The organism is Rheinheimera sp. MM224, assembly GCF_947090785.1.
Taxonomy (GTDB): Bacteria; Pseudomonadota; Gammaproteobacteria; order Enterobacterales; family Alteromonadaceae; genus Pararheinheimera.
On record NZ_OX352320.1, the window covers coordinates 3952326 to 3965783 of the forward strand.

The 13458-nt window shown below is 47.0% G+C and carries 11 protein-coding genes; 7 read left to right on the top strand and 4 right to left on the bottom strand.

The genetic code is table 11. The features are described from left to right. Positions 1–69: 69 nt before the first annotated feature. From OM978_RS18565 to dolP, 4 genes are read left to right on the top strand one after another with little or no spacing between them, the layout of a single operon-like run. Positions 70–1944 (top strand): penicillin-binding protein activator, encoded by a 1875-nt coding sequence (locus OM978_RS18565; protein WP_264343805.1) that lies wholly within the window; start codon positions 70–72, stop codon positions 1942–1944. Next, positions 1945–2295 (top strand): YraN family protein, encoded by a 351-nt coding sequence (locus OM978_RS18570; protein ID WP_233008042.1) that lies wholly within the window; start codon positions 1945–1947, stop codon positions 2293–2295. Next, positions 2295–2882: an SIS domain-containing protein gene (locus OM978_RS18575; RefSeq protein ID WP_147903563.1), complete on the top strand. Its 588-nt coding sequence runs from the start codon at positions 2295–2297 to the stop codon at positions 2880–2882. The genes OM978_RS18570 and OM978_RS18575 overlap by 1 nt, the downstream gene beginning before the upstream one ends. Next, complete coding sequence (gene dolP, locus OM978_RS18580) at positions 2882–3448, top strand: division/outer membrane stress-associated lipid-binding lipoprotein (RefSeq protein WP_264343807.1); 567 nt, start codon at positions 2882–2884, stop codon at positions 3446–3448. The genes OM978_RS18575 and dolP overlap by 1 nt, the downstream gene beginning before the upstream one ends. A gap of 41 nt (positions 3449–3489) precedes the next feature. Here dolP and OM978_RS18585 read toward each other — a convergent pair whose 3' ends face one another. Then, positions 3490–4167, bottom strand: a complete 678-nt coding sequence (locus OM978_RS18585) for a DUF599 domain-containing protein (protein WP_264343809.1) — start codon at positions 4165–4167, stop codon at positions 3490–3492. 8 nt (positions 4168–4175) lie between these two features. Beyond that, a complete protein-coding gene (locus OM978_RS18590; protein ID WP_264343810.1) occupies positions 4176–6113 on the bottom strand; it encodes an ATP-binding protein in 1938 nt (645 codons plus the stop codon). A gap of 190 nt (positions 6114–6303) precedes the next feature. Here OM978_RS18590 and pyrC point away from each other — a divergent pair, with 190 nt between their 5' ends. Next, complete coding sequence (gene pyrC / locus OM978_RS18595; RefSeq protein ID WP_264343811.1) at positions 6304–7344, top strand: dihydroorotase; 1041 nt, start codon at positions 6304–6306, stop codon at positions 7342–7344. Between the two features lie 57 nt (positions 7345–7401). On the opposite strand, the gene OM978_RS18600 is transcribed toward pyrC, so the two are convergent. After that, a complete protein-coding gene (locus OM978_RS18600; protein WP_233008037.1) occupies positions 7402–8910 on the bottom strand; it encodes a DUF3612 domain-containing protein in 1509 nt (502 codons plus the stop codon). A gap of 145 nt (positions 8911–9055) precedes the next feature. Here OM978_RS18600 and OM978_RS18605 point away from each other — a divergent pair, with 145 nt between their 5' ends. Then, a complete protein-coding gene (locus tag OM978_RS18605; RefSeq protein ID WP_264343812.1) occupies positions 9056–9571 on the top strand; it encodes a malate synthase in 516 nt (171 codons plus the stop codon). Positions 9572–9808: 237 nt separating this feature from the next. Here the strand turns inward: OM978_RS18605 and OM978_RS18610 are convergent, their stop codons facing one another. Beyond that, positions 9809–12097 carry a TonB-dependent receptor gene (locus OM978_RS18610; protein ID WP_264343813.1) on the bottom strand — a complete coding sequence of 763 codons (2289 nt, stop codon included), beginning with the start codon at positions 12095–12097 and terminating at the stop codon, positions 9809–9811. Positions 12098–12341: 244 nt separating this feature from the next. Between OM978_RS18610 and OM978_RS18615 the strand changes: the two genes are divergently transcribed. After that, on the top strand, positions 12342–13367 hold the full coding sequence (locus OM978_RS18615) for a LacI family DNA-binding transcriptional regulator (RefSeq protein ID WP_264343815.1): 1026 nt from the start codon (positions 12342–12344) through the stop codon (positions 13365–13367). Positions 13368–13458 lie beyond the last annotated feature (91 nt).

The following is a 13458-nucleotide window of genomic DNA, read 5'->3' on the forward strand; positions in this document are numbered from 1 at the left end:
TCCGTTGTACTTGAATTACTTTGGCTGGAATTCATTGAGCTTAGGCACGGCACTGAGTAAGATACCTGCATGTTTCCTTCATTGTACCTGTGCATTGTGAAATCCAGCAAACTGAAGCCATTTATTCTTTTAGGCAGCGCCATAGCGTTAGCCAGTTGTTCTTCCGCACCACAGCAGGTTGCTCCGGTAAAACGAGCTCCTGTAGTCCAGCCTATTGTTGAGGCAGAAGATGAAGTGGAAGTCGTTAAAATCGAACGGCCTTTATCAGGCGCCGACTTTATTGAACAGGCAGGTCAACAGCAAGGTTCAGAACAGCAATGGCAATTGCTTGAAGCGGCCAAAGCGCATTTGCAACAAGGTGAAACAGAACAGGCATTAGCTATTAGCCGGGTTCTGGCACAACAAGCAGCACCTGATGTACAACAAGCTAACTTATTGCCCTTTTTTCAGGGCCTGATCGCAGCTGGCGATCATGAAGATATTGAAAAATTCAGCAGCCAGTATTCGTTAAGCTCGTTCAGAGATGAAGATAAAGCCGCTTATTTACAAAGCCTGGCTCAGTATCAAAGCAGCAGAAGAGAACCGGATAAAGCCGTTAAAACCTACCTGCAATTGCTGGCATTACAACCAGAGCAAAGCGCTTATCAAAGTGCTCTATGGCAACAACTGGGTATGCTGACACCGGACCAGTTAGAAAACCTGCGCCAAAGCTCAGATCCCACCACTCAGGGCTGGGCCCAGTTACTGCAACTGCATCAGCAGCATTTAGGTAACACTCCGGCTTTAACTCAGGCAATCAGCGATTGGCAACAGCAATACCCAAATCTGCCATCTTTGCAGCAACTACCAGCTGAAATTCAGCAATTAAGTGCTGTAGATGCATTTTCGCCTAAAACTATCGCCGTCTTGTTGCCTTTTAGCAGTAACTTCCGCCAGCACGCCGAAGCCATCCAACAAGGTATTCTGGCCGCCTCAGCCAACCAGCAAGCCCGTTTGATTTTTATCGACAGCCAAACCGAGGCTGCAGCTTTGAAGCAGCAACTGGCAGCAGAGCAAGTGGATTTTGTTATTGGGCCTTTGCTCAGAGAACAAGTGGATGCCATTTCACAACAAGCGGACTGGACTATTCCAACGCTGTTTTTAAATGGCAAAACCGATTTGGTGCAACAATCTGCCGATAAGTTTTATTTTTCCTTAAGTGTGGAAGATGAAGCGCACCAAATGGCCATGCTGTTTAAACAGAAAAACTATAAGCAACCTGTGCTGATGGCATCACGCAACCCGTTGAGCCAGCGTATGGCTGAACAATTTGGCCGTGACTGGAAACAAATAGCGGGGAAAGAACCTGAAGTCTATTGGTTTGCTGATCAGGCGGGTATGGAAAGCACCATCAAACAATTACTGGAAACCGCAGCCAGCGAGCAGCGTATCCGCGAAATCAGCCAGTTAGCTGGTGAAGGTGTCAAAGCTGAACCTCATAGCCGTCAGGATATAGACGCTATTTATTTATTGGCTGACCCTTCGCAAACCCGTTTACTGAAACCCTACATTGATGTGTCAGTCGCTCCGACTAAAACCACTGTGCCTGTGTACGCCAGTTCACGCAGCCATCAAAAGTCGGCAGAATTCACCGACCGCCGCGACCTGCAGGGTTTAACTTTTACCGAAATGCCATGGATGCTTAGTACGGGGCAGCAACAAGAATTCCGCCAGCAATTTGAACAACTGTTTCCACAGCAAGACGAAACCCTGCAGCGTTTATTTGCCATGGGGTACGATTCTTACCACTTAATTTTCCGTTTAAAGCAGCAGCAACAATTTCCAGCTCTGCGTTATCAGGGTTTAACAGGCAATCTGGCCTTGTCCACAGGTGGACAGGTTCAGCGACAGTTAACCTGGGGGAAATACAGTAAGGATGGTTTGCTGACACCACGGACCCCTTAAATGAGCACAAGCACTGGTCAGTTTTATGAACAACAGGCCTTAGTGTTTTTACAGCAACAAGGCTTACAACTGGTGCAGCAAAACTACAGTTGTCGCTTTGGTGAGATTGATTTAGTGATGCGCGAGCAACAGACGCTGGTTTTTGTTGAAGTGAAGTTCAGGCGCAGCAACCATTTTGGTGGTGCCGCTGCGGCCGTAACTATCAGCAAACAACAAAAGCTAACCCGTACTGCTCAGTGTTATTTACAAAGTGTTGGCCAACAGCATTGCCGTTTTGATGTAGTGGCCATTACCGAACAGCCAGCAGATATTCGCTGGATTAAGAACGCTTTTGCAGGAACAGCTAACTAATGCAAGACCATATCAGGCAACTTTTTACTGAAAATATTCAAACCATGATAGCGACAGGCGAAGCATTGTCTGCCCCTATCGAAAACGCCGCCGTCAGTCTGGTGAACTGCCTGATCAATGGCGGCAAAGTGATTTGTTGTGGCGAAGGCGCATCTGCTGCTTTAGCCACTCATTTTGCTCAGCTGTTATTGGATCAGTTTGAAGCCGAACGGCCTTGTTTACCGGCTTTTGCTTTGCTGAGTAACAACTCCAGCTTACAACCTGGTAATCAGGAAAACCCCGACCATCTGGCGCGTCAGGTACGGGCTTTAGGTCAGGCTGGTGATGTGCTGGTCGCAATTTCAATGACAGGCGAAGAACATAATCTGATTAAAGCGGTCGAAGCTGCTTTAACCAAAGATATGACTGTCGTGGCTTTAACTGTAGATAACAGTGGCGAATTATCGGGTTTATTAGGTAATCAGGACACAGAATTAAAGGTACCAGCGCACAGACCAGCGCGGGTGTTTGAATGTTATACCTTTTTACTGCACGCGTTATGCGAACTGATCGACATAACTCTGTTTCCGCAACAAGGAGATCTTTGATGTTGAATAAATTAATACTGGTGTTACTGACCAGCTGGTTATTACAAGGTTGTGCCGCAGCTGTATTAGCAGGTGGAGCAACAGCTGTTAAATCAGCAGGCGATCCACGTACGCTGGGCAGTCAGATTGACGATAAAAGTATTCAGGTGAAGGTGATCCGGGCTTTAGACGAAAATCCTGAAACCAAGAAAAAGGGCAATATCAATATGACCAGTTACAACGGTGTAGTGCTGTTAACAGGTCAGGTACCCAACGAGCGTGTGCGTGAAGTGGCTGGTGAAGTATCCAGAGTGGAAGGCGTCAAAGACGTACATAACCAACTGCGTGTTGCCAGCGAAATCAGCTTTGGTACAGGCAGTAAAGACAGCTGGATCACTACCCGCATCAAAGGCAAATTTCTGGCCGATGAACACGTCAGTGGTTTAAATATCAAAGTAGTCACAGAAAACGGTGAAGTGTTTTTAATGGGTCTGGTCAGTCAGCAAGAAGCTGAAAGAGCAGTTAACTTAGCCCGCAACGTGGATGGCGTAGCCCGCGTTATTAAAGCTTTTGAATACAAAGAGTAAATCATTGGGGTCAGGCACGGTTGATGCCTGACCCCAGCAATTCAGCATTCCTGCAACGCCTTCAGTGCCTTTGAATGAAACTCGCGGTGTTTCATCACCAGCAATACCAGCACAGACATAGCCATAAATAAGTTCGGGTCAATAAACCAGGACAAAGTAGCTAACGAAAAATAAATCGACCGCAAGCCATAGTTAAACGAATGCCCAGCCTGATCAATGACCTTGGCTGTTCTGTTGGCATACAAGGCCTGTTCTTCTGCTGTCATCTCACGACCATCTGGTGCAGCACCAATCAGTACTCCACCAAAACCATATTGACGTAATGACCAGGTGAACTGGAAAAATGCAAAGACATAAATCACCGCCAGGAACAGAATTTTCACCTGCACAGTTTCTTTATTTTGAGTAGCCCATGGCGTCAAATAACTTAATACCTCACTGATACTGCCACTTGAAGCCAAAGCCGTTAATAAACCCGCCAGTATCAACAAGGTACTGGAGGCAAAAAACGATACATTGCGTTCCAGCGTAGAAATCAGCGCTACATCGGCCATTTTATTGTCACGGTTCAGCATTTGTTTCATCCAGTCGTTGCGCTTACGGCGAAGCTCAAAAGACAAACAACTGGCTGTTCTGGCCTTACGTCTGGCCACTAAGGTGTACCCAATCCAGAGCGATAAAAACCAAAGAACCGCAATTAAATCAATCCACGTCAACATAACAAACCTTATTCCAGAGATAATTCAGTTGCCAAAGGCAAGGTAAAATAAAAACAGGCTCCACCTTGCTCAGAGCGCTGGTAACCAATTTCGCCACGCATGGCTTTAATCAAGTCTTTACAGATAGCCAGGCCGAGTCCTGTCCCTGTCACTTGCCGTCGATCCGATGAATCGGCCTGTGAAAATTTCTCAAACAAACGAGGCTCGAAACCCGATGCCACGCCACTTCCCTGATCAGTTACTGTGACTTTAACCATTTTAGGTGATAGCGCCATACTGACTTGTACTACGGCCCCTGTCGGCGAGTGCCGTATCGCATTAGCCAATAAATTAGCCATCACCTGCTGCAAACGCACTTCATCGACCTCTACCCACAAATCATTCTGTTCAGCACAGTGGAGCTCCAGCCTCACCTGACGCTGCAAAGCCACTGGCTGATTCAGTTCTATGGCTTGTCTGAGCAGCTCGTTTAAAGGCCAGAGCCTGAATTTAAACTGCATTTTATTCACTGCCAGCTTTTCTATATCCAGCAAGTCGTTGATTAACTTACCCAAACGCTGACTATTTTGTTGCGCAAGCATCAGCATATGCTGCTGTTTTTCATTCAGCTCACCCAGAGCTCCACCTATAGCCAAACCCAAAGCACCGGTGATAGCGGTCAAGGGCGTACGTAGTTCATGACTGACGGTAGAGACAAATTCGTTTTTTAACTGTTCTACCTTTTTCCGCTCGGAAATATCGCGGATCAACCAGACATAACGGGCTTTACCCTGGTGTTCAGTACTGTTACGCGATAAATCTATCGCAAAAATTTCGCCGCTGTGACGAACTCCCAGCAATTCAATCGCAGCCCCTTCCCCCGGATCTTGCGTAGCCAATACCTCGGCTTGCCCTGACGCTAACAACAGACTAAAAGGTTGACCCGCCAGTTGAATAGGTAAATAACCAAACACAGTGCTGACAGCGCTGTTGACCCTGTCGATGGTACCATCCACATCTGTGGTCACTATCACGTCCAGTACACTGTTCATAATACGACGTGAATACATTTCGTTGTCTTGCAGTGCATCTGCGAACAAGGCACTGCGCCTGTAGGAGTAAAGCAACCAGGCCAGCATCAGGCAAAATACAACCGACAAGGACGCTCCTAATAAACGCCATTGCCACAATCCCCAGCCCGTAGCATCATCCATAAAACGCACAGCAATCTGCCACTCCGCCCCTTTGATATTTAAATCCAGCACCAGCGCATCTTCACTGAATAAATGCGAATAACCAAACAAAGCGCCGGAAGATTGGTCTTTTTCACGGATCCCCACCTGCACCTGAAGACTATTCGCTTGTTGCAATAGCATCTGATTAAAGGAAGTTAAATCCAGTACAGTGCTGATAATGCCCCAGTAGCTGCCATCATTCAGAAATAACGGCACGCGATAGACATACCCCTCCCCACCTTGGATCAAGGCAACTGGCCCCACTAATTTGGGCTCTTTCTCTTCAATCAGCTGTTTAATTTCAGGCCATTGTTGAGGCAAGTTTTTGTAGTCCAGTCCTAAGGCTCTTTCATTGCCCTGCACCGGATAAATCAGTGTCAGCACATTGTCAGGCGCCAAGCCTATATTGCGGATATGTTTGCCTTGCTCCAGCAAGTTTTGTAGTAAAAACAACATTTCTTTTTCGGAAAGTTTGCCATCGCTGGCGCGTAAATGGGACGCCAGCCCAAGGCTCATATACAAAGAGGTGTTTAATTCAGATTCGACAAAAGAACGTAGCTGGCCAGATAAGCCTACCAACTGCTGCAGCGCCTGATTTTGCCGCTGTTCGACCAATTGTCTCGATTGATATTCAGTCACTATTCCTGCGCACAATAAACAAAATAGCGGCACCAACCAGTGCCAGGGCAATAGCCATTGGGATTGTTGTTTTAACGCGCGGCTCTGTTCCATGGTCTGTAACCTGTTGAACATCTTGTAGTATCGGTACTGACTATAACCTATCCGAATGGCATTACTCCATGCCCGAATTACACAGAGCAGCAGAATAAAAGTTTAACCTGCTGTGCTGAGTATCCATTCAAGCCGTGTTAAACTGCCCCGCCCTGACGGCATGACACTGCATCAGTAGAGGAGAAGCGCTGTGACTGAATTAATTCTGCAAACCCCGGACGACTGGCACTTACATTTTCGCGATGGCGATATGCTCAAAGAAACTGTGGCAGCCACTGCCCGTTGTTTTAAGCGTGCTATCGTTATGCCCAATCTTGTTCCTCCTGTAACCAATGCAGCAGAAGCTTTAGCGTACAAAGAACGTATTCTGGCCGCCCGACCTGCAGGCAGCAGTTTTGAACCTCTGATGGTGTTGTACTTAACAGACAAAACTACGGCTGAAGAGATTAAAGCCGCCAAAGCCGCTGGTGTAGTGGCCGCTAAATTGTATCCGGCAGGCGCAACCACCAATTCTCACTCTGGTGTCAGCAGTTTAAGTAAACTTTATCCTGTGCTGGAAGTAATGGCTGAGCAGCAGATGCTGTTATTGGTGCACGGCGAAGTAACAGACAGCCATATCGATATTTTTGACCGCGAAAAAGTATTTATCGATCAGCATTTAACTCAGCTGATTGACACTATTCCAGGCCTCAAAGTGGTATTTGAACATATCACCACTGCAGACGCTGTTGAGTTTGTTAAAGCTGCACCAGACCGTGTTGCCGCCACGATTACACCTCAGCATTTATTACTAAACCGCAACGATATGCTCGTTGGCGGTGTAAGGCCGCATAACTACTGCCTGCCGGTACTCAAACGCCGTACGCATCAGGAAGCCTTGCGTGCTGTGGTCGCCACTGGCAATACCAAGTTTTTCTTAGGCACAGATTCAGCACCACACGCAAAACACCGTAAAGAAGCAGCTTGTGGTTGTGCCGGTTGTTACAGTGCCTGGAGTGCAATTGAGCTGTACGCTCAGGTATTTGAAGACTTAGGTTGCCTGGATAAGTTAGAAGGTTTCGCCAGCCACTATGGCCCGGATTTCTACAACCTGCCACGCAACAGCGGCACCATCACCTTAGTGAAACAAGACTGGACAGTACCAGCGGAGATCACCTTACCTGATGGCAGCCCTATAGTGCCGTTTTTTGCTGAGCAGCAATTAAGCTGGCAGTTGAAAAAAGCTTTATAAGCTTGTGAAGGGTCCGGTCAGGACCCTTTTTTCTGCTCACTTACTTTTTTCTACGTCTTATTTCGCAGAGCAGTGCTGGTAACACCCAGGCTCTCGTGGGCAATGATTGCCGCGCGAACAAATTAACTGAGCCGGTTTATCTAAACTGCGGGCTACCCAGTTAATATTCAAAATATTCGACACCGTCGTTAAAGTAGAGCGAATAGATTTGGGCACTACGGCTGCTCCTCCTTGCGTTCGACAGAGTTGTTTTAACTCCTGCGCCATAGTCTCCACATCCATGCCCTGAGCTTCAATAGCAGGATTTAAATCAATACCAGCACAAAGCACATGAGCATTACCCGCTAAATCAGACACTTTGGTCGACTCACAGCAATAAATCCGTGGCTGGCCCTGCACATCTAAAATAGACAGCTGGGCTGAATGGGCGGATTCGGCCGCTTCAAACATGCGAAATACCGCCCAGTGCTGACAAGGATCTTCCACCTGCCGCATATTGCCCCAAGGCAGCGGAATACCATTGCCCCTATACACCGCTTTCAATTTACCCGGCGTATAGGCATCAAAATAATGCCAGTGGCTGTAAGGCGACACCGCCGTCATACGGCGCATAGCGACAGAAGCCGATACACCAGCTAAATGATGTGAACTGATTTCATAACCTTGTTTGTCTAACAGCTGGCGAAACGGCATTTTAGGGCACAACAAAGCACCGGCAAAAAAGCTCGATTCAAAATCACGCCAGGCATGCAAAATATCCTGCGGTGCCACAGCACTGTCATCTGTTGGTACAGACTCAAAAGCGCCCCCCACCATCATGCCGCTTTTCACGCCATCTTTGTTATGCAGCACGGCATGGCCTATATGCACAGCCAGCTCGTATTTCAGCCGGGTTGGCCACTGCTGCAGCAGCTTATTTAAATGCAAAGTTGCGGGCGGTAAAAAATACGAAGTAGGGACGTTTTTCGACAACACTCCCAGTTCATCCAGTACTTCTTTTGGGGTTTGCTCAAACCAGCGCACCTGCAGACCCAACTGCTGCACTATTTGCATTAAATCTTCCACCGACAACGGCATTCGCTTCAGGCCCACTTCTTCAGCGGCCCGTTCCAGCTCAGGGAAATGGTTTTGATGATGCTCCTGATGCGCGCGAATAAGCAGCTGGGCAAACTGACGACCGCTAATACCGGTTTGTGACAACATCTCCGGAATAGCAATTTGCAGAATGTCATTGGAAAACAAAAAGCCCGGTTCCAGCGCCATACCAGACACTCCGCCTCTACTGCCTTTTTGCGGTGTGATATCCAGTTGCTGCTCTTCGCCATCAAGAAACCATTCGACTTCTTTTTGAAAAACTTCAGCAATGACCTGCAGCATATCCAGGCTCGGTACCCGTTTGCCGCGTTCAATCATCGACAAATAAGACACAGACGGCGCGTACTCAGAGTTCACTCTGATGCAACGGGTCGACAAGTCTTCCATAGTTAAGTTATTGCGCTTTCTCAGGTTTCTGATCTTAGTACCAAGGAAATGCGACTTTCTGAGTAAACTTTTATTAGCTGTCATTTTGTAAAATTCACACTGTGAAGTTTTAATTGTGAAATTATTCAGAAAACTAACATAGACTAAATATCAAGCAACAGCAATGCTGCTTTACTGGCCCTACAGCCTTAAGACCTAATTAAAAGCAACACACAACAGGACAGAAATCATGAACATGACAGCCACCCAAAACTCACACCAGGACCATGATATCCGGGAAGAGATCAGCTACATAGCAGGGCTGAACCAGAGTCATGTCCGTCAGATCATGGATTACTCCAAAGCCTTCCTTGATAAAGTTTTTCCACTGGACCGCGGCTCACACAAAGATGTGTGCAGTTATGTGGTGTATTACCAGCATGTATTGGCTTTTTTTGCCGACGGCAGCAACAGTGGCTTAAGAACACCGGCGCAGTTTGTCGCTTTTGGCGGCCATCCGGAACAGCCTCAATCGCTGTTATTAAAAGATGGCGAACGCCATGTCGAATTATTGTTTTGCCACAAAGGAGCACATGGCTCCCTGGATAAAGCCGGTATCGAAGATATTCAATTACAGCTGACAGGCGAGCAGACTGGCTGGTTCAGTATGATCCGCGGTAACGATCAGGCACAGCCTTGTATCGCCAGTACACAAAATAGTCCGTGTTTTCGTGCAAAAGAAGGTGGCGATTACAGAGTAAATTAGTTATAACTAACGCAGTTGATTTTTTATACTCTTGGTTATAGCAATTACGAGTATATATATTTGCCTAACCTGATAAAAATCAGGGGCAAAAAGAATAAAAACAACAGGGGACGATAGACGTCGACGGGGAGAAAAAGGCCGGTTCACACCGGCCTTTTTTTATGTCCATGGAGGGACGGTATGTCGCAACTGTCGGGAACGTTGTTGCGACGATGTCCATGGAGGGACTTATACCAATCAGAACTGATAGGTCATACTTAAAGTCACAGAACGCGGCAGAATATAACGGCCGTTCGGTGAAGTTGGATTACGTGGGTCGCCTTCAGTTAAACCTTGTTTATCCGTCAGGTTATCCACCGACAACTGAGTTTTTAACTGCTCTGTTAACTCCAGCTGTAAACCCGCATCAATTTTGGTATAACCCGCTAAAGTCACAGTATTTTCATTGTCAGCATAGCGATCAGAAACCGAAGCTATAGTGCCGTATACAGAAGCAAAGGTATCTTCAAAAGCTTCAAAGCCATAACTTGGGGTTAAACGCACTTGCCATCTTGGTTGACGCTGAGCTCTGTTGCCTTCGTTAGTTGGGCTTTCGGTGATTTCAGTTTTTTGCAGCGTTGAATTCAGGTTCAGTGAAAACCCCACGCTGGTAAAGTAGTTAAAGTCCAGTTCTACACCATAAGCTCTGTTGGTCATCACTTCAGCCGGATCGCCCGGACGACGGACAAAAGTATCACCTTCCACTTCGTTATAAAAAGAAGTGGCGTAAAAGCTGTAGTTTTGTTCAGCCCATTTGTAGCCCAATTCAAACTGAGTCACTTCTTTAATCAGCTTTTCACCGCTGGTAAAGGCACCGTAGTTGTCGCGGAAGTCGTCAAAGAATGGCATCTTGTTGCCTTTATTGACGCGGGCAAATACACCCATATTTTTTTGCCACATCCAGTTCACACCAGCAGTCCAGGCAATTTTACTTTCGTCATAACTGACCGCTTTGCTGACCTGCCCCGTTAAACCTTCATCTACTGTGTAATCAATAGTGTGGTTCTCATTACGCAGGCCAAGATCCACTGTCCATTGCTCATTTAACGCCACTTCAACAGCGGCGTATAAAGCGCGTGTAGTACCATCACCAGTGGCATCAATATCATAGTTCCAGCTACAGCTGTCCTGATTGTCATTACAATTGATGCCAGTTAAAGCTTCACCACCTGATTCAACCACATGCCAGGCCTGGTTACCAATAGACCACCAGTCTTTCACCGAAAAGGCTGTGCTGTAGACACCTACAGTGTACTTGGCACTGTCGGCTGTTTTGGTGACAGCTAAATCGTTGGTGAAGGAATCCAGCTCTTTTTCAACCACCCAGCGGCCAATTTGCTGCACCATGGTATCGCCATCATACAAAGCGCCAGTGGTTGCACCTGTTGCGTTTAAACCGTTATCAGCGACAGTGCTTAACGCCACTGCGCCAGCTTCAGGCACTAAACCTAAGGTATTGGCATCGCCCTGGGTATAGTTAAAGCGATACAACAGTTTCCAGTCGTTGTTTAAATCCAAATCTACAGTACCGCCTGATACTGAGCCTTTCCAGCCACGGCCATCACCAAAATCAACACTACGGCTTTCACCGTCCGGGCCAAACTGAATAGTCCCTTGTCTGTTGTTTGGGCCAATCTGGGTGTAGGTATTATCCACACCAGCCACATTCAGTGGGGTTGGCAGATACCAGACACCGTGATCATCGGTCTGACGGGTATATAAATTGATACTGCCGTTGTCCAAATCTTTGGTGATATTCAGCGTAAACTGATGGCCTTCTTCCGAATTAAAACCCGCATCACGCACACCTTGTGAGCTGCTGATATAACCACCCATCATAAAATACAAGTCGTCAGCCAATTCGCCACTGACCACGGCATCCATGCGCTGCAAGCCATAATCAGAGGTGGATAACTTGACCAAACCTTCAGTTTCTTCCGAGCCTTCTTTTAACAAAAAGTTAGTGGTTAAACCCGGCTGACCATTGGAGATCACCGGTGTTGAGCCACCACGCAAGGCTTCCATAAAGTCGACTGTTTCATCGAGGCGAAACATCGAAGAGTTTTCTAAAAAAGATAAAGTTGGCGGTGGGAAAATTGGCACGCCCTGCATTTGCACAGTTAAAAATGGCGCATCACCACCACCTGGAAAACCACGGACAAAAACGTTGGCACCGGCTACACCGCCTGAGCTTTCAGACCATACACCAGGCACCAGGGTAAATAACTCGGCCGTGCTTTTTGGGTTCATTTTTTCGATATTTTCTGCCGACACGTTCGTGATGGCGTAACTGGCATCTACACGTAAACCAGCAATACCACTGGCTTTACCTGTAATGACTATTTGTTCAATCTGACTTTCTTCGGCTGGCTTTTTTGCTGCTGCAACTTTTTTAGTGTCTTCGGCTTGCTGCTGAGCTTGTAACATACTGACTGGCAGTAAGGTAATGAGCATGGCTGACGCCAGCTTAGTGAGCTGTAAATTCATCTGTTCTCTCCCCGTTGTCTTTGATTACGCAGCTATGACGCTATTTATTTATTGCTGCTTAAATAAACATAATTCATCTTGCAATCGATTGCAATAAAGAAACCGGAACTTTTGCAATCGTTTGCAATATCATTTTGTGTTAGGGTTTTACCAGGTCACAGAAGGGGCTCGATTTGACGCAATCCTTTTGTCATAATCAGCCGATTGGCAGAGTTTGAATGCAGTTTATTATGGAAAATCAGTTGTGAATTCAGGTAAAAAAATGATGACACTGGCCGACATAGCAGCTTTAGCTGAAGTGTCCGAATCTACTGCATCCAGAGCATTACGCGACAACCCTGTAGTGAAAATAGAAACTCGCCTGAAAGTACAACAAATAGCTCAGCAGTACCAATTTAACGTCAACCCTACGGCCCGCAGTTTACGTACACAGAAAAGCTACACCATAGCTGTGATCATTTTGTTTGATGCCAAAAGCCAGCAGGCAATTTCCGACCCCTTTTTATTGGAAATTTTAGGTGTGATTGCCGATGAGCTGACGCATAAAGGCTATGACATGTTGCTCAGCACCAGCAAAACTAAAGATAAAGACTGGAAAACTTATTACATAGACGCCAAAAGAGCAGACGGTTTAATCATCATAGGCCAGGGTGAACACGACCAGCGTATTGAACAACTGTCGCACAGCAAAGTGCCTTTTGTCGTCTGGGGCGCCAGTTCAGGTCATGATAGTTTTACAGTGGTAGGCAGTCAGAACCGCAGCGGCGCAGAAGCTGCTGTCAGTCATTTAGTGGCCCAAGGCTGTACACATATCGCCTTTTTGGGTGATTACCGCCATAACGAAATTGAACAACGTTATCTGGGTTATCAGGATGCGTTGCAAAAAGCCGGTCTGGCTTTAGATCCGGCCTACGAACTCATCACCGACTTTACCGCTCAGGATGGTTATGTAAAAACCCAGCAACAATTATTCCCGTTGCTGCCAGAGCTGGACGGTATTTTTGCCGCCAGCGATGCCATAGCTTTAGGTGCAATGAAAGCCCTGCAGGAACATGGCGTACAAGTGCCACAACAACTGGCTATTGCCGGTTTTGATGATATTGCGATGTCGGCCTATTGCTCGCCAGCACTCACCACAGTGAAACAAGACACCATCAATGGCGGTAAATTGCTGGTGTCTAAGTTATTGCAGCAAATGGACGGCGAACAGGCAGAATCTGAACTCTTACCTGTGCGGTTATTAACCCGTCAAAGTTCTGCGCGGCTGTAGGGGCCGTGGCTTGTCCCGGCCCGACCATCTGTAGCGCGGCATTTTGTCTGAATTGCACACCGCGGTCTCATTAAACGGGCGGGTACAAGAC